Annotated in this window: 18 protein-coding genes; 15 read left to right on the plus strand and 3 right to left on the minus strand. The window is 68.5% G+C overall.

Going from position 1 to position 15,697, the window contains the following annotated elements; genetic code table 11:
- The first annotated feature begins 64 nt into the window (after positions 1-64).
- The 12 genes from J0I47_RS02350 to J0I47_RS02405 all read left to right on the plus strand — a co-directional run bounded on the left by J0I47_RS02350 (position 65) and on the right by J0I47_RS02405 (position 10,272).
- Positions 65-388 carry a DUF1476 domain-containing protein gene (locus J0I47_RS02350; RefSeq protein ID WP_294044832.1) on the plus strand — a complete coding sequence of 108 codons (324 nt, stop codon included), beginning with the start codon at positions 65-67 and terminating at the stop codon, positions 386-388.
- 1 nt (position 389) lies between these two features.
- Positions 390-620 carry a BolA family transcriptional regulator gene (locus J0I47_RS02355; RefSeq protein WP_294044833.1) on the plus strand — a complete coding sequence of 77 codons (231 nt, stop codon included), beginning with the start codon at positions 390-392 and terminating at the stop codon, positions 618-620.
- Between the two features lie 10 nt (positions 621-630).
- Entirely contained in the window at positions 631-960 is a 330-nt protein-coding gene (gene grxD, locus J0I47_RS02360) for a Grx4 family monothiol glutaredoxin (protein WP_294044834.1), read from the plus strand.
- 69 nt (positions 961-1,029) lie between these two features.
- Positions 1,030-2,262: a glycosyltransferase gene (locus J0I47_RS02365; RefSeq protein WP_294044835.1), complete on the plus strand. Its 1,233-nt coding sequence runs from the start codon at positions 1,030-1,032 to the stop codon at positions 2,260-2,262.
- A 399-nt stretch (positions 2,263-2,661) separates the two neighbouring features.
- A complete protein-coding gene (locus tag J0I47_RS02370) occupies positions 2,662-3,030 on the plus strand; it encodes a BlaI/MecI/CopY family transcriptional regulator (protein ID WP_294044836.1) in 369 nt (122 codons plus the stop codon).
- The gene (locus J0I47_RS02375; RefSeq protein ID WP_294044837.1) at positions 3,027-4,676 is read left to right on the plus strand and encodes a M56 family metallopeptidase; all 1,650 of its coding nucleotides are present in this window, start codon (positions 3,027-3,029) and stop codon (positions 4,674-4,676) included. Before J0I47_RS02370 ends, J0I47_RS02375 begins: the two co-directional genes overlap by 4 nt.
- Positions 4,677-4,811: 135 nt before the next feature.
- Positions 4,812-5,681 (plus strand): MBL fold metallo-hydrolase, encoded by an 870-nt coding sequence (locus tag J0I47_RS02380; RefSeq protein WP_294044838.1) that lies wholly within the window; start codon positions 4,812-4,814, stop codon positions 5,679-5,681.
- Entirely contained in the window at positions 5,663-6,373 is a 711-nt protein-coding gene (locus J0I47_RS02385) for a DUF4230 domain-containing protein (protein WP_294044839.1), read from the plus strand. The genes J0I47_RS02380 and J0I47_RS02385 overlap by 19 nt, the downstream gene beginning before the upstream one ends.
- 57 nt (positions 6,374-6,430) lie before the next feature.
- The gene (locus tag J0I47_RS02390; RefSeq protein ID WP_294044840.1) at positions 6,431-7,153 is read left to right on the plus strand and encodes a hypothetical protein; all 723 of its coding nucleotides are present in this window, start codon (positions 6,431-6,433) and stop codon (positions 7,151-7,153) included.
- A gap of 31 nt (positions 7,154-7,184) precedes the next feature.
- The gene (gene nadA, locus J0I47_RS02395; RefSeq protein WP_294044841.1) at positions 7,185-8,183 is read left to right on the plus strand and encodes a quinolinate synthase NadA; all 999 of its coding nucleotides are present in this window, start codon (positions 7,185-7,187) and stop codon (positions 8,181-8,183) included.
- A 5-nt stretch (positions 8,184-8,188) separates the two neighbouring features.
- Positions 8,189-9,565: a glycoside hydrolase family 47 protein gene (locus J0I47_RS02400; RefSeq protein ID WP_294044842.1), complete on the plus strand. Its 1,377-nt coding sequence runs from the start codon at positions 8,189-8,191 to the stop codon at positions 9,563-9,565.
- Between the two features lie 50 nt (positions 9,566-9,615).
- Positions 9,616-10,272 (plus strand): glycoside hydrolase family 19 protein, encoded by a 657-nt coding sequence (locus J0I47_RS02405; protein WP_294044843.1) that lies wholly within the window; start codon positions 9,616-9,618, stop codon positions 10,270-10,272.
- Here J0I47_RS02405 and J0I47_RS02410 read toward each other — a convergent pair.
- Complete coding sequence (locus J0I47_RS02410; RefSeq protein ID WP_294044844.1) at positions 10,269-10,793, minus strand: DUF1697 domain-containing protein; 525 nt, start codon at positions 10,791-10,793, stop codon at positions 10,269-10,271. The genes J0I47_RS02405 and J0I47_RS02410 overlap by 4 nt on opposite strands.
- A gap of 63 nt (positions 10,794-10,856) precedes the next feature.
- Here J0I47_RS02410 and nadC point away from each other — a divergent pair, with 63 nt between their 5' ends.
- Positions 10,857-11,702, plus strand: coding sequence for a carboxylating nicotinate-nucleotide diphosphorylase (gene nadC / locus J0I47_RS02415; RefSeq protein ID WP_294045836.1), 846 nt, complete (start codon positions 10,857-10,859; stop codon positions 11,700-11,702).
- Between the two features lie 62 nt (positions 11,703-11,764).
- Positions 11,765-12,472 carry a ribonuclease T gene (locus J0I47_RS02420; protein ID WP_294044845.1) on the plus strand — a complete coding sequence of 236 codons (708 nt, stop codon included), beginning with the start codon at positions 11,765-11,767 and terminating at the stop codon, positions 12,470-12,472.
- A 176-nt stretch (positions 12,473-12,648) separates the two neighbouring features.
- Here the strand turns inward: J0I47_RS02420 and J0I47_RS02425 are convergent, their stop codons facing one another.
- Complete coding sequence (locus J0I47_RS02425) at positions 12,649-13,068, minus strand: DUF4112 domain-containing protein (RefSeq protein WP_294044846.1); 420 nt, start codon at positions 13,066-13,068, stop codon at positions 12,649-12,651.
- A gap of 8 nt (positions 13,069-13,076) precedes the next feature.
- Positions 13,077-14,552 (minus strand): ABC transporter substrate-binding protein, encoded by a 1,476-nt coding sequence (locus tag J0I47_RS02430; RefSeq protein ID WP_294044847.1) that lies wholly within the window; start codon positions 14,550-14,552, stop codon positions 13,077-13,079.
- Between the two features lie 184 nt (positions 14,553-14,736).
- On the opposite strand from J0I47_RS02430, the gene J0I47_RS02435 reads away from it, so the two are divergent.
- Positions 14,737-15,696: a DUF459 domain-containing protein gene (locus tag J0I47_RS02435; RefSeq protein ID WP_294044848.1), complete on the plus strand. Its 960-nt coding sequence runs from the start codon at positions 14,737-14,739 to the stop codon at positions 15,694-15,696.
- Position 15,697 lies beyond the last annotated feature (1 nt).

The following is a 15,697-nucleotide window of genomic DNA, read 5'->3' on the forward strand; positions in this document are numbered from 1 at the left end:
CCTCTTCCCAACGCCTGCCCCGCGACCTATCTCCGTCCCGCAACAACCGCCTCAGGGAGCCAGCATGACCACCTTCGACGATCGCGAGCGCGCCTTCGAGACCAAGTTCGCCCGCGACGAGGAGATGGCGTTCCGCGTCACCGCGCGGCGCAACAAGCTGCTCGGGCAATGGGCGGCGGGGCTGATGAAGCTGACGCCAGAGGAGACCGACGCTTATGCCAAGGCGGTGGTCCAGGCCGAGTTCGAGGAAGCGGGCGACGAGGACGTCGTGCGTAAGCTGCTCGGCGACCTGACCGCGGCCGGCACCGACGTCGACGAGGCGGCGGTGCGCAAGGCGCTGGAGGAACAGGCGATCGAGGCGCGCCGCCAGTTGCTGGAATCGCAGTGACATGCCGATGGCCGCGACCGAGATCGAGGCGATGATCGTCGCCGCCATCCCCGATGCGCGGGTCGAGATCACCGACCTGGCCGGGGACGGCGACCATTATGCCGCGCGCGTCGTCGCCGGCAGTTTCCAGGGTGTTTCGCGCGTCGAGCGGACCCGCCGCGTCTATGCCGCGCTCGGCGGACGGATGGGCGGCGAACTCCACGCGCTGCAACTCACGACAGCAGTAGAATGAGGATTTGACGATGAGCGACGCGACCCACGATCGCATCGACGGACTGGTCAAGGAGCATGACGTGCTCCTGTTCATGAAGGGCAGCCCGCTGTTCCCGCAATGCGGCTTTTCGAGCCGCGCGGTGGCGATCCTCGACCATCTCGGCGCCAAGTATGACAGCGTGGATGTGTTGCAGGATCAAGAGGTTCGCCAAGGTATCAAGGCGTACAGCGACTGGCCGACGATCCCGCAACTGTACGTCAAGGGCGAATTCGTCGGCGGCTCCGACATCATGATGGAGATGTACGAGAGCGGCGAGCTGGCGCAACTTTTCCAGGAGGCCGGCGTTACGGCAGCGTAACTGCCACAAGGGGTCTCTATGCTTCTCAACGCCGACAAGATGCGTCGCCCGGGCGCAGGCGGACCGTTGATGTTGTGCGATCTGACGCAAAGCTACGCGCCGACGGGCGGTGGCGGGATCAGCACCTATCTGCGCGAGAAGCGCGATTACGTGCTGACTCACACGCCGCACCACCTGCTCCAGATCGTGCCGGGGCCGGTCGACAAGATCACGGTCAACGGCCGTCACGTCTTCGTCCAGGTCGGCGCGCGTCAGGTGCCGGGCAGCCCCAATTACCGCTTCATCCTGCGCACCAACGTCGTGCGCGAGGTGCTGGCGACGTACCGCCCCGACGTGATCGAATCGCTGTGCCCGTGGGTGCTGCCGTGGACGGCGATCCACCATCGCCGGCAATTCCCGGAGACGACTTTGGTCGCCGGCTACCGCACCGACTTCCCCAACGCGCACATCTATCGCGTCGGCGAGGCGAAGTTCGGGACGACGGTCGCGAGAGCGCTGCGACACCTGAGCTATGCCTATGCGCGGCGGACGTATCGTGAGTTCGACTGGGTCTACACGCTGAGCGAGGATGCGCGGGCGGCGCTCGGGCGGCTCGCCATCACGCATACCGACGTACTGCCGCTGGGCGTCGATATCGACATGTTCAGCCCGGCGAAGCGCGACCCAGCGTTCCGGCGCGAATTGGGGCTGGGCGGCGATGGCCCGCTGCTGATCTATTCGGGCCGCGTCGACAACGAGAAGCGCGCCGACCGGCTGGTCACGATGTTCAAGCGCCTGCCCACCGATCTCGGCGCGGCAATGGTGATGGTCGGCGACGGCAAGCTGATGGACAAGGTCCGCCGCATGTCGAGCGGACTGCCGGTCGCGTTCCTGGGCTTCGAACAGGATCGCGGGCAGCTGGCGCGGGCGCTGGCGTCGTCGGACATCTACGTGTCGGCGATGGCCGACGAGACGTTCGGCGTGTCGGTGATCGAGGCGCAGGCGTGCGGCCTGCCGGTGGTCGGCGTGGCGTCGGGCGCGATGCCCGATCGCGTGCCGGCCGGACTGGGGCTGCTCGGCCCGGTCGACGACACGCGCGCGATGGCGGCGAACGTCCAGCGCCTGTGGGCCGAGGATCACGACGCGGTGGGCGCGGCGGCGCGGGCGCATGTCGAGACCAATTTCAGCTGGCGGCGGACGTTCGAGCGGCTGTTGGGCGACATCTATCCCAAGGCGATGCGCGAGTCGGCGGAGCGGCTTGCCGGCGCGCGCGTGCGCCAGACACAGGGTGCCTACGATCCGGCGCTGATGCCGGCCGAGTGATCGTTGCTGAAAGGGCCGGGTGAGGACGAACCGGCGCGAGATCGGGGGGAGAGCGCCGGTCCGTCCTGCTGAAGCGTTTCACCGCTTGGGCATCGTCAGCGTTGCAGCCGCCGTGCCAGATCGCGTCGATCGCGGATTCCTGCGGGTGTCGGTGGTTAACGGCTGAAGGCGAGTGGTGCGGGTTGTAAAATCCGCCGACGGTTTGGGCCGGGTCCTCGGCGCTCATCGCTCGTCGTGCTTCTGCGAAGAGCAGGATTCGAGGGCATACGACAGTGCCCCGGTGTCCTGGGCTCCTGCTTTCGCAGGAGCACGATTAGCGTACTGAGCACCCGACGACAATCCAGTTGACTACACCCGTAATCAATGCGATTACGAACGTAGTCATCTGGAGAGCGAGTCGTGGCCGAACGAATCAGCGATGCCGAACATGCGGTGATGGAGGTGCTGTGGGACAAGAGTCCGCTCACCGCGCAGGAAGTCGCCGAGCGCGTGCCCGCCGAACGCGACTGGAGCGCCAACACGGTCAAGACGCTGCTCGGCCGGCTGCTCGCCAAGAACGCGATCGCGCATGAGGAGCAGGGGCGGCGGTATCTCTATCGGCCGCTGGTCGAGCGCGAGGATTATGTCGCGGGCGAATCGCGGCGGCTGATCGACCGGCTGTTCGGCGGCAAGCTGACCCCGCTAGTCGCGCACCTGGCCGAACGCGACGAACTGACCGCGCAGGACATCGCCGAGATCGAAAAGCTGCTCAAGGAGCTGAAGGCATGATCGGCTGGGCTATCGAGACGCTGATCGCGACCACCCTGCTGATGGTGCTGGTCATGGCGATCCGGCAACCGGTGCGGCGCAATTTCGGCTCGGGCGTCGCGTACGCGTTGTGGCTGTTGCCGGCGGGGCGGCTGTTCATGCCGCAACTGCCGGGCGATTCGCAGCTGACCCGATTGGTGGAGCCGATCGCGCAGCAGGTCGGGCAGGGGCCGGGCTACACGGTCGGCCTGCTCAACCCGGCGACGCTGCCGCCCGCGGTCGCGCAGCATGCGACGACGGCGAGCGCCGCGATCGGTCGCCACGGTTTCGAGGTCGCGGTGGTGCCGCCGACCGCGGTCGAACACGGCACGACGATCGGGATGCTGCTGCTCGGCCTGTGGGCGGTCGGCGCGACGGCGTTCCTGCTCTATTACGTCGCCGCGCACCTGCGCTTCCGGCATAGCGTCCTGCGCGGCGCCGGCCCCGATCGCGGCAAGGTCGGCGGCGTGCACGTGATCGAAAGCGACGCCGCGCACGGTCCGCTCGCATTCGGGGTTTGGCGCAAGTACGTCGCCTTCCCGCGCGACTTCGCCGACCGCTACGACGCCGACGAGCGCGAGTTCGCGTTGCTCCACGAGCTCGGCCATCATCATCGCGGCGACCTGATCGCCAACTGGGTCGCGCTGGCGCTGCTCGCGGTGCACTGGTTCAACCCGATCGCCTGGCGCGCCTATCGCGCGTTTCGCGCCGATCAGGAGATGGCGAACGACGCCCGCGTCTTGGCCGGGCGGTCGGCGGTCGAGCGTCATGCGTATGCCTGCGCCATCGTCAAGGCCGCGCACCCCGCCTTCGGGTCGGTGTCGGCGACGTGCCACCTCAACACCATCAAGGACCTGAAAGGGAGACTGAAGATGCTGACCACCGGACGCCATTCGCGCGCTCGTCTGGCGACGGGCGGCATCGCCGTCGCCGCGTTGACGCTGGCCGGACTCGGCCTGACCGCGAGCGGCAGCGCCGCCGCTGGAACCGTCCGGGCGGGGGTCGAGAAGGCGACCGGCCTCGACTTCGCCAAGCTCGACGCCAGGCTGCAAAGCGCGCCGCCGGCCCCGCCCGCGCCGCCGAGCGACGTCGAGGTGAGCGACACGCCCGACACGCCTGCGGCACCGGGCAAGCGCTACAAGATCGTCCGCGTCGGCAAGGACGGCAGGACGACCTCGACCGAATGGGTCGTCCGCCCTGCCGTGCCGATGCCGCCAATGACGCCGATGACGCCCATGACACCGATGGCGGCCATGACGCCGGTCCCCCCGGCAACTCCGGCGGTGCCCTACATGCCGAACATCCCCGAAGTCCGCTCGGCCAATTGTCCGGGCAGCGGCCCGGCGGCCGATCGCCAGATGGTGCTCAACCGCACCAAGGGCGACAAGCAGATCATCCTCATCTGCCAGAACCGGATCGAGCGGGCGGCGCAGCGCGGCGCGGAGATGGCGGCCAATTCGAAGGATATCGAACGCAACGCCTATACCCAGGCGCTAGCCGGGCTGCGCGCGGCGCGGGCGCGGATGGCGAACGACCCCAAGATGACCGGCGAGGCGCGCAGCGACGCCCTGGAAGGCATCGACGAATCGATCAAGGAGCTTGAGGACGACCTGGCCCACGCCGATTGATCGCCAGAGCGCGCGGTCGATCGCTGGGGCGGTCGGCCACGCGCTTGCCGGGGCGGCGCGTCTTTCCCTTGCGCGCGCCGCCCCGTCCCTTTTCCCTCTCTTGCGATCGTTCGTCGGAGCGGCCATCTCGCCGGCATGAGCGATCAGCAACCCGGCGTGCCGCAGGTCCTGGAACCGCTGGTGACGCGGGTCCTGGCCGACAACCCGTCGCCCTTCACCTTCACCGGCACGCAGACGCATCTGGTCGGCACCGGCGACCTGGCGGTGATCGATCCGGGCCTCGCCGACGCCGCCCATATCGACGCGCTGATCGCCGCGATCGCCGGGCGGCCGGTGACCGCGATCCTGGTCACCCATACGCATCGCGATCACAGCCCCGGCGCCGTGCCGCTCAAGGCCGCGACCGGCGCGCCGATCGTCGGGTGCGCGCCGCTCGCGCTCGACGATCTCGGGCCCCGCGCCGATGCGAGCTTCGATGGCGACTACGCGCCCGACCGTGTGCTGACCGAGGGAGACAGCGTGGCGGGCGACGGCTGGACGCTCGCCGCGATCGCGACGCCGGGGCATACCAGCAACCACCTCGCCTTCGCGCTGCCCGAGGCGCAGGACGGACAGGGTGCGTTGTTCAGCGGCGATCATGTCATGGGCTGGTCGACCACGATCGTCTCGCCGCCCGACGGCGACATGGCCGCCTATATGGCGAGCCTCGCCAAGCTCCAGGATCGCCATGACGCGATCTACTACCCCGCGCACGGCGATCCGGTGACCAATCCGCAGCGGCTGGTGCGCGGGATGATCGGCCACCGCAAGCAGCGCGAGGGGCAGATCCTGCGGCTGCTCGCGGCGGCCCCGCAGACCGTGCCGCAGATGGTCGCGCGCATGTATGTCGGGATCGACCCGCGCCTGTTTCCGGCGGCGGAGCGTTCGGTGCTGGCGCACCTGATCGATCTGGCAGCGCGCGGACGAGTGAACGAGGAAGGCGAGGCGTGGCGCGAGAGCATGTAGGACGCGGCGATGCCGCCAATTTCCTGGTCAAGGTCGGCGGCGGGCTCGCGCTGGTGACGCTGTTCCTGCTCGGCGGGCTGTGGCTGGTCTCGGCCTATATCAAGCGAACGGTCGATCCGAGCCCGGTCACGATCGCCTCGGCCAGCGTGCAGGGCCTGCGTGAACAGAACAAGCTGTCGGCGTTCCAGGCGAGCTTCGTCGCGGTCGTGACCTCGAAGCAGACGCAACTGGGCTTGTCGACCGACCGTACGATCATCATGCCGGGGACGGTCGATTATTCGGTCGATCTCGCGAACCTGCGCCAGCGCGACGTGGTGTGGGACGCGAAGACGAAGACGCTGGGCGTGACCTTGCCGCCGGTCACGGCGTCGCCGCCGCGGATCGATCTCAACGCGGTGCGCTATTACGGGCATAGTGGCATCCTCGGCACGTTCACCAGCGCCGGCGAGAAGCTCGACGCGATCAACCGCGATGCCGGGCAGAAGGAACTGACGCACCAGGCGCTCCAGCCCGAAACGATGAAGCTGGCCCGCGACGCCACCCGCCGCGCGGTCGAACGCAGCTTCGCGCTGCCGCTGAAGGCCGCCGGCATCACCGCGACCGTCCGCGTGCGTTTCGCCGACGAAGGCGTGAACGACGAGGTGTGGGACATGTCGAAGCCGATCGACGGCGTCGATTATAGCGGCCGCTAGCGAAGCTCCGCGTTTTTTGGTACGATAGGCCATCGACATTTCCGGGGGGGAAATTCGATGGCCACGCTCGCAGACACCACGATCCGCCCGATCGAACGCGATCGGCTGTTCTTCTTCGTCATGTCGCTCGCGATCGCCGCGGTGGTGGTCGGCGGGTTCAGCCTGCAACTGGTGGAGGGGCGATCGACCTTCGCCTCGCCATGGTGGGTGCACGTCCATGGCGTCACCTTCATGGGATGGCTCGGCATCTATCTCACGCAGAACTGGCTGGTCTGGCGCAACGACACGCTCGCGCACCGCAAGCTTGGCAGGATCGCCGCTTTCTATGTCGGCTGGATGGTGCTGATAGGGATCGGCGCGAACACGATGGCGGCGGTGCATCACCGGATACCCCCCTTCTTCGAGCCCAACACCTTCCTGGTGATGGACTGGCTGACCGTGCTGGTGTTCGCCGGGCTGACCTGGGCGGGCGTACGCTTTCGCGAGCGGACCGACTGGCACCGGCGACTGATGCTGTGCGGCGCGATCCAGGTGATGACACCAGGCGTGGGGCGGCTGCTGCCGCTGCCGCTACTGACCCAGACGCAGCAATTGTGGACGATCTGGGCGTGCCTGGTGCCGTTCATGGCGGCGGCGGCGATCTACGACTGGCGGACGCGCGGGCACGTCCATGTCGCCTATGCGTGGGGGTTCGGCGCGATCACGCTGGCGGTCGCCGTGATGCGGCCATTGGCCTTCACGCCGCCGATGCTCGCGCTGACGCACTATCTGACCGCTTGATCGCCGCGTCCCGTGGGGCCATGTCGGCCCGATGGAACAGCATCCTTCGCTCAAGGGCGTCGACATCCGGGCCGAGATCGAGCGGCTGCGCCGCGAGCGCAACGCGGTGATCCTGGCGCATTACTACCAGAAGCCGGAAATCCAGGACCTAGCCGATTTCGTCGGCGACAGCCTCGACCTGTCGCGGAAGGCGCAGGCAACCGAGGCCGACGTCATCGCCTTTTGCGGCGTCCGCTTCATGGCGGAAACGGCGAAGATCCTGAGCCCGCAAAAGATCGTCGTGCTGCCCGACATGAACGCCGGATGCAGCCTGGAGGACAGCTGCCCGCCGGAGCAGTTCGCGGCGTTCCGTAGCGAACATCCGGACGCGATCGCGCTGACCTACATCAACTGCTCGGCGGCGGTGAAGGCGCTTTCCGACGTGATCGTCACCAGCTCGTCGGCCGAGAAGATCCTGAGCCAGATTCCGAAGGACCAGCCGATCATCTTCGGGCCCGACCGCAACCTCGGCGGGTACCTCGCGCGCAAGACCGGGCGCGACCTGATCCTGTGGCCGGGCGTGTGCATCGTGCACGAGGCGTTCAGCGAAACCGAATTGCTCAAGCTGAAGGCGCAGTATCCTGGGGCGCCGGTCGCCGCGCATCCCGAATGCCCGCCGGTCATCCTCGACCATGCCGATTATGTCGGATCGACCAGCGGCATCCTGGAATTCGCCAAGAGCTTCGACGGCGACACGCTGATCGTCGCGACCGAGCCGCACATCATCCACCAGATGGAAAAGGCGCTGCCGGGCAAGCACTTCATCGGCGCGCCGGGGGCGGACGGCAACTGCAACTGCAACATCTGCCCGTACATGGCGCTCAATACGATGGAGAAGCTCTACGTCGCGTTGCGCGACCTCGAGCCGCGGATCGAACTGGAGGAGCAGTTGCGTCTCAAGGCGAAGAAGAGCCTCGACGCGATGCTGGCGATGGCGAGCGGGACGGTGGGGCTCGGCGACCTCGGCCCGCGCAAGGTGACGGGGGACTGAGCCGCGTGACGGTGCGCCTGTCCCGTCGCGAGGCCGTCGCGGCGCTGGCGGCGACAGTCGCCGCGCCGGCGTTCGCGGCCGATCCCGACATCGACTGGGCGGCGCTGGCGACCGACGTCAAGGCCGAGATGGCGTGGGCGTGGGGCCAGTATCGCGAGCGCGCCTGGGGCAAGGACGATTTCCTGCCGGTGTCGGGCGGGGCGAAGAGCTTCCCGCTCAAGGACCATCACCTCGGCCTGTCGCTGATCGAAGCGATGGACACGTTGTGGGTGATGGGGCTGGATGCCGAGTTTGCCGATGCGCTGGACTGGGTGAAGACCAGCCTCGACTTCGATGTCGATGGCGACGTGTCGGTGTTCGAGACCAACATCCGCCTCGTCGGCGGGTTGCTGTCGGCGCATCATGCGAGCGGCGATCCGGTGGTGCTGGCGAAGGCGCGCGATCTCGCCGACCGGCTGCTGCCCGCGTTCAAGACACCGACCGGGATGCCGTACCGCTTCGTCAACCTGAAGACCGGCGCGGTGCGCGATCCCGCGACCAACCCGGCCGAGACGGGGACGATCATCGCCGAATTCGGCACGCTCAGCAAACTGACCGGCGACCGCAGATATTATCGCGCCGCCAAGCGTGCGATGGAGGCGATGTACCGGCGGCGGTCGAAGATCGGCCTGCTCGCCGACAAGATCGACGCGACGACCGGACAATGGCTCAGCCGCCGCGCGACGGTGGGGCCGCCGTCGGACAGCTTCTACGAATATTGCTGGGACGGCTGGGATCTGTTGCGCGACCGTGGTTGCAAGGCGATGTACGAGACACTGACGCGCGCGATCCTGCGCTATCAGCCCGCGACGATCGGTGATCGTCTGTGGTTCGTCGATGTCGATTTCGAGACCGGCGCGCGGCTGTCGACGGAGCAGGACGAACTGGCGAGCTTCTATGGCGGGTTGCTCGCGCAGGGCGGCGCGCACGAGCAGGGCGCGGCCTATATGCGGGCCTGGGCGAGCGTGCAGGACCGCTACGGCATCCTGCCCGAGGGATACGATCCCGCGACCGGCCAGCCGACTGTCCTGACCAACGCGCTGCGCCCCGAACTCGCCGACGCGGCGTTTACCCTGTGGCTGATCGATCGCGGCGCCGAATGGCGGATGATCGGCCGCCAGCATTTCCTCAACATGAAGCGCTGGAACCGCGCCAAATACGGCTATACCGATTTGGCCGATGTCGTGACCAAGAAGCAGGCGGATCACTGCCCGGGCTATTGGTGGTCCGAACAGATGAAGTATTACTACCTGCTGTTCAGCGATACGCCACGGTTCGATTACAAGAACAACTATCTCTCGACCGAGGGTAACGTGCTGCGCGGGTTCCGGCGCGGGTTGTAATGTAGGGTTTCGTGTCCCACGCCCCCTCGCGATTTTCGAAGGGAGGGAGCATGACCGTTACAGCCGCCGCCATCGTCGCCCGGTTCGCACCGCGCGCGCTGCCCGCTTATGCCGCGGCGTTTCGCGATCCCGGCGGGTTGTTGGCGACGGCGGGGATCGCGACGCCGCTCCGCCTCGCGCATTTCATGGCGCAGGCGATGGAGGAGACCGGCGCGCTGACCGTGGCGGTGGAGAACGGCAATTATTCGGCCGGCGCGCTGGCGCGGATGTGGGATTCGGGGAACTGGCACCGCTATTTCGCCGATCGCGACGCCTGTATCGCGATGGCCGCGACGTGCCGGCGCGACGGTGGGGAGACGCTGTTCAACCTCGTCTACGGCAATCGCATGGGCAACGGCCCGCCGGCGAGCGGCGACGGCTGGCGGTTCCGCGGGCGCGGCGTGCTGCAGACGACGGGGCGCGGCAACTATGCGACGTGCGCGGCGCGCTGGGGCATCGACTTCGTCGCGCGACCGGAGCTCGTCGCGGCGGCCGAGCATGCGCTGAAACCGGCGATCGCGGAATGGACCGACAAGAACGCCAACGCCGCCGCCGACCGCGACGATATCGAGCGCGTGACGCTGCTGGTGAACGGCGGGCGGATCGGGCTGGTGGCGCGGCGGGCCTGGCTTGCGCGCATCAAGCCGTTCGTCGGGATCGCGAGCTAGTCCTCGTCCAGCGCCGCCGCCATGTCGGCGAGCTTCGCGATCGTGTTCATGTTGCGCGCGGTGCCGGCCTTGGCGGCGGGGACGACCAGCTTCGACTGCCCCATGCCGTGGTCGGTGTAGCGGATGTAGATTTCGCGTTTGCCCACCGCGATTTCCTCGCCGTCGACATGGCGCGCGTCGGCGGCGGCGTCCTTCGGCGGTTTCTCGTCGAGCAGCACCGCGACGACGCGGTTGCCGGGCGCCTTGGCGAACGGATTGGCGTCGCGGATCGCGGCGAGCTCCTTGGCGGTGCGCACCATCACCGGCACGGCCTTGCCCGCATAATCGGCGAGCGCCTTTTCCAGCGCGGCCTTGACCGCCGTCTCGCTCTTGCCGCTGGTGAAGGCGACGTTGCCGCTGGCGATGTAGGTCTTCACGTCCGCGAATCCGGCATCCTCGCACATCCTGGTCAGCTCGCTCATCGGCAGCTTGCCGGTGCCGCCGACGTTCACGGCGCGCAGGAAGGCGGCATAGGCGGGCATCGGTCGTCTCCTCGCGGGCTGGCGGCGCAGCTTGCTTCATGGCAGGGCGGGGCGATGACGCAAATGGCTTTCGACCTGCCCGGTTTCGACCTCGACGGCTTCGTCCGCGCGACGCTGGCGGAGGATCTGGGGGCGGGGGGCGACATCACCTCCGCTGCGGTGATCCCGGCCGACGCGCGGTTCGCCGGGGTGATGGACAGCCGCGACGCGATCGTCGTCGCCGGCCTGCCGATCGCGGCGGCGTTCTTCCGCGCGCTCGACCCCGATGTCGTGATCGAGCTGCTGACCAGCGACGGCCAGCGCGTGGCGGTGGGCAGCGACCTGATGCGGCTGTCGGGCATGGCGCGCGGCATGCTGACGGCGGAGCGATCGGCGCTCAACACGGTCCAGCATCTGTCGGGCATCGCCACGCTGACCCGCGCCTATGTCGATCGCATCGCCGGGACGGGGGCGATCCTGCTCGACACGCGCAAGACGATCCCCGGGCTGCGCAGCCTCGAGAAATACGCCACTCGGATGGGCGGGGCGACCAACCATCGCATGGGGCTGTGGGACGCGGCGATGATAAAGGACAATCACGTCGCCGTCGCCGGATCGGTCGGCACCGCGGTCGAGCGCGCCAAAGCGGCCGGGATCGCTCGGATCATCGTCGAGGTCGATCGCGTCGACCAGATCGAACCCGCGCTGGCGGCCGGGGCGACTCACCTGCTGCTCGACAATATGGACCCGCCGACCCTGCGCGGTGCGGTGACGTTGGTCGGCGGGCGCGTGCCGACCGAAGCGTCGGGCGGCGTCACGCTGGAGACGATCCGCGCGATCGCCGAGACCGGCGTCACCTATATCAGCGTCGGCCGGCTGACGCAGTCGGCGCCCGCCGCCGATATCGGGCTCGATTTCCAGCCGCGCTGAACGTTGCGTGGCGACGCCTCGCCCGGCTAAGTTATCGATGCAATCGCAACGGAGGACGGGTGATGAAGACAGGCTGGCTGGCGGGAGCGATCGCGATGCTGACGCCAGGCATCGCCACGGCGCAGGCCTTGGTCTGCACGCCGCCCGCGAACCCGCCGCGCCCGGTGCCGGACCTGCCGAGCGCCGACCAGCCCGCCCGCAACCTGCCGATCGGCAGCTACACGCTCGCGATCACCTGGGCGCCGCAATTCTGTCGCAACGGCGGGTTCAGCCCGGCGGCGCGGTTCCAGTGCGGCGGCGGCAATCGTTTCGGCTTCACGCTGCATGGCCTGTGGCCCGACGGGCTCGGCAAGGACTGGCCGCAATATTGCGCGGCGACCCCGATCCTGCCGCCCGCGACGATCCGCCGGACGATGTGCGCGACGCCGTCGGCGCAACTCGTCCAGCATGAGTGGGCGAAGCACGGCACCTGCACCGGCTGGCGCCCCGACGCCTATTTCGCGAAGTCGACCGGACTGTACGCGAAGCTGCGCTATCCGGACATGAACCGGCTGTCGCGCGGGCCGCTGACGGTCGGGCAGTTCGCCGATGCGTTCGCGCGCGCCAATCCCGGCGTGCCGGCGAACGCGATCCGGGTGACGGCGCATGACGGCTGGCTCGACGAGCTGTGGCTCTGCCTCGACACGAAGCTGCGCTACGAGCGCTGCAAGGCGGGCACCGGTGGGCTGGCCGTCGATGCGTCGCTCAAGATCTGGCGCGGGCGGCGCTAGGGCCGATCGACATCCGACGGTTGAGATAGCCGTTCCGCAACCACCCCGTCACCCCGGCCTAGTGCCGGGGTCCACCGGGCGGCTTTCCATGAAAAGAGGATCGAGCGATGCGCCGGCGGCACCGTGGACCCCGGCACAAGGCCCGGGGTGACGGAGTGTGCTATTGTCCAGCCGTTCTAACCGTCGACCGTCACCGTCGCCGGGTGATGCTTGTCGAGATGCTTGCGGATGATCCGCAGGTTGCGCGTGTTCGAGCGGAAGAAATAATCGGGGATCACGCCGACGACCGGGATCAGCCCGAGCAGGAAGTCGATCCCGACATTGCCCATCATCCGCGCCATCTGCGTCTTCGACATGCCGAGGTTGCGCGCTTCCCACACCATGTACGCGCCGAGCGCCGCGCCGATGACGTCGCCGCCGACCGGGATCGCGTCGAGCAGCACGTCGAGGCCGATCCTGCGCTTCAGGAACGGCAGCTTGACGAGCCCTTCGAGCAGATGTTCGAGCGCGACGACGCGCTGGCGCACGGCGGCGGGGCCTTTGCCGATCGGCAGGCGGTCGAGCCCCAGCGGGGGCATGCGAGTGGTGTTGGCCATGATCCCCGTCAGTTGGTGTCGTTGCGCAGGTGATTCAACGGGTGCCAGCCGCGCGCGTTCCCTTGCCATTGCTTGAGCCGGAGCGAGACCAGCGACCAGCGGAACGGCGTCGCGATCGGAATGAAGGCGACATCGTCGGCGAGCAGCCGGTCGGCCTCGGTAATGTGCGTCGCGCGCTGTGCCATGTCGGGCGCGTCGCGCGCCGCCTCCAGCGCGGCGGTGGCCTGCTCGCTGCACGGCTGGCAGGCGGTCGCGAGATACCAGCGCGCGCTGTCATAGGGCGCGACCGCATCGACCAGCCGAAGGTCGGCCGCATCGCTCATGCCGACGCGTTGCGGGACGATGCCGATCAGGATCAGCCGCGCGGCGAGCTGGCCATAGAGCAGGGTCGCGCCGGGGCCGGTGGGCAGGGAGATGCGCAGCACGATCGGCTCGGGGTGTTGCGCGCGATAGGTCGCGACCTGCTGGCGGGCGGCGGCGAGCCGCGCGTCGGCGGTGCCGTTCGCCCAGGCCGGTGCGGCGGGCGCGGCGGCGGCGTCGAGCTTGTCGGGCAGCAGGCGCTCGACCGGCTGGCCCCAATCGGGGGCGATGGCGGCGATCAGCGCGGTGCGGTCGATCGCCGCCGCGATCGCGCCGCGGCCGGCGGGATCGATCAGGAAACCCTGGCGGTCGACGATCGCCAGCCCGAACAGCCCAGCGGTCGCATCGAGCTTGATATTGTTCGGCGCCGTACCCGCACGCGTCACCAGCGGCCAGTCGGCCAGCGTCCCGCCCGCGACATAATCCGATTGCTTGCCGACGAACCGCACGATCGCGCGCGACGCGCCTTCGCCGATCAGCCGGACGTCCTGCTCGGGCGCGGGGGCGGCGATGTCGTCGTCGGGCGATCGGTCGAGGTCGGCGACCGGACGCAGCAGCCGGCCGACCGGGTCGCCGTCGCGCACGATCCGGAACGGTCCGCTGCCGCCCGGCGGGTTGGCGCGCAGGATCGCGAGGTCGGGTTGCGCGAACAGCTTGAGCAGGTCGGGTCGCGGCCGCGTGAGGCTGACCTCGACCACCCGCTCGGTCATCGGCTTGATCTCGTCGATCGCGGTCAGGAAGGGTTTCAGCGGGTTGCGCGAGTCGGGGCCGATCGCGCGGCGCAGGATCAAAGCGACGTCGCTCGCCGTCACCGGGTCGCCGTTCGCCCATGCCGCCTCGCGCAGGCGGAAGATATAGGTGCGGCCGTCGTCGATCACGATCCAGCGTTCGGCGAGCCCCGGCTCGACCTGCCCGGCAGCGTCGAACCGCACCAGGCCCTGCGCGGTCGCGTCGATCAGCATGCGGTCGGGCATGTCGGCGGAGCGGTGGTTGAGGTCGACATAGCCGGGCGCGCTGCCGATCGCGCTGACCACGACCGGTCCCTTGTCGGGGCGCGGGCTGCACGCCGCCATTGCCAGCGCCGCCAGCAGCGGCAGGAAGCGAAGGAAGGGCGGGCGGGCCATGTCGCTTCCTGCCACCGCGCCCCGCGTCGCGCCACCCATGGCCGCCCGGGCAAAAGAATTTTTGGGCCACCCGGCGGCCATATTTACAGCCGATTCGCCGCCGCATAAAGGTCGCTACGAGGGGCTCCTCCGACAGGGTGGAAATGGGCATCGCCGTGGCGGTGGAAGGTCGAGCTATATGCAAATGAGCCAATTCCTGCGCGAACGCGCGGCGTGGATCGGGACGGTCGATCGCGCGATCGTGCTGCTGCTCGGCGTCGCGGTCGGGAGTGCGATCGGCCTCGCCTTCGCCGGCGGCGCGGGCAGTGCGGCGGCGGTCGCGCCCGTCTCCGCTCCGGAAGTCCGCCAGCTCGCCGCGAGCAAGCCGGCACCCGCCGATGCCGAGGCGAATCTGGTGACGGAATGCGCGCCCTGCTTCGGCCTGTCGCAGCAATTGCAGCGCACGGCGGCGCAGGGCGGTCGTGTCCGCGTCGGCGTGTTCGGCGACAGTTTCGGCAAGGGCGTCTGGTCGGGCGTGTTGCAGCAACTGCCGGCGAAACAGGGCTATGACGTGACCGATTACGGGCAGGAAGCGATCGGCTTCACCCGGTACAAGAGCCTGAACCTCGAAAAGCATCTGGCCGACCAGCTGCGCGGCGGCGACGTCGATATCGCGGTGGTGTCGTTCGGCGCCAACGATGCGCAGGGCATCATCACGCCCGAGGGGCATTATGCGCCGTTCATGGGGCCGTTGTGGCAGCAGACTTTGGCCGGGCGGCTTGATCGCTATATCGGCATCCTGCGCCAGCATAAGGCGCTGGTCTATTGGGTCGGCCTGCCGCGGATGCGCGACCCGGCACTCGATGCGCAAGTCACCCAGATCAACGATTTCTATCATCGCGAGATGAACCGGCTGGGCGTGCCGTTCCTCGACAGCCGCCCGGTCGCGTCCGACGCGCACGGCCAGTTCGCGCCCTACCTGATCGACCCGCGCGACGGTCAGCGCACGCTGATCCGCGCGACCGACGGCATCCACATGTCGATGACCGGCTATATCTGGATCACTCGCGATCTGGTCGAACGGATCCGCCGCTACGTGACGCAGGTGCGCGAGGAGGCGGGCGTGGCGGCCCCGGTCCAGCCGACGAAGAAGAAGGCGGCCTGAG

Source organism: Sphingomonas sp. (assembly GCF_017304635.1).
GTDB lineage: Bacteria > Pseudomonadota > Alphaproteobacteria > Sphingomonadales > Sphingomonadaceae > Sphingomonas.

Bases quoted from the DNA above. Each gene is read 5' to 3' on its own strand.
- J0I47_RS02350 (WP_294044832.1), top strand. From the start codon at position 65: ATGACCACCTTCGACGATCGCGAGCGCGCCTTCGAGACCAAGTTCGCC.
- J0I47_RS02355 (WP_294044833.1), top strand. From the start codon at position 390: ATGCCGATGGCCGCGACCGAGATCGAGGCGATGATCGTCGCCGCCATC.
- grxD (WP_294044834.1), top strand. From the start codon at position 631: ATGAGCGACGCGACCCACGATCGCATCGACGGACTGGTCAAGGAGCAT.
- J0I47_RS02365 (WP_294044835.1), top strand. From the start codon at position 1,030: ATGTTGTGCGATCTGACGCAAAGCTACGCGCCGACGGGCGGTGGCGGG.
- J0I47_RS02375 (WP_294044837.1), top strand. From the start codon at position 3,027: ATGATCGGCTGGGCTATCGAGACGCTGATCGCGACCACCCTGCTGATG.
- J0I47_RS02380 (WP_294044838.1), top strand. From the start codon at position 4,812: ATGAGCGATCAGCAACCCGGCGTGCCGCAGGTCCTGGAACCGCTGGTG.
- J0I47_RS02390 (WP_294044840.1), top strand. From the start codon at position 6,431: ATGGCCACGCTCGCAGACACCACGATCCGCCCGATCGAACGCGATCGG.
- nadA (WP_294044841.1), top strand. From the start codon at position 7,185: ATGGAACAGCATCCTTCGCTCAAGGGCGTCGACATCCGGGCCGAGATC.
- J0I47_RS02405 (WP_294044843.1), top strand. From the start codon at position 9,616: ATGACCGTTACAGCCGCCGCCATCGTCGCCCGGTTCGCACCGCGCGCG.
- J0I47_RS02410 (WP_294044844.1), bottom strand. From the start codon at position 10,793: ATGCCCGCCTATGCCGCCTTCCTGCGCGCCGTGAACGTCGGCGGCACC.
- nadC (WP_294045836.1), top strand. From the start codon at position 10,857: ATGGCTTTCGACCTGCCCGGTTTCGACCTCGACGGCTTCGTCCGCGCG.
- J0I47_RS02420 (WP_294044845.1), top strand. From the start codon at position 11,765: ATGAAGACAGGCTGGCTGGCGGGAGCGATCGCGATGCTGACGCCAGGC.
- J0I47_RS02425 (WP_294044846.1), bottom strand. From the start codon at position 13,068: ATGGCCAACACCACTCGCATGCCCCCGCTGGGGCTCGACCGCCTGCCG.
- J0I47_RS02430 (WP_294044847.1), bottom strand. From the start codon at position 14,552: ATGGCCCGCCCGCCCTTCCTTCGCTTCCTGCCGCTGCTGGCGGCGCTG.
- J0I47_RS02435 (WP_294044848.1), top strand. From the start codon at position 14,737: ATGAGCCAATTCCTGCGCGAACGCGCGGCGTGGATCGGGACGGTCGAT.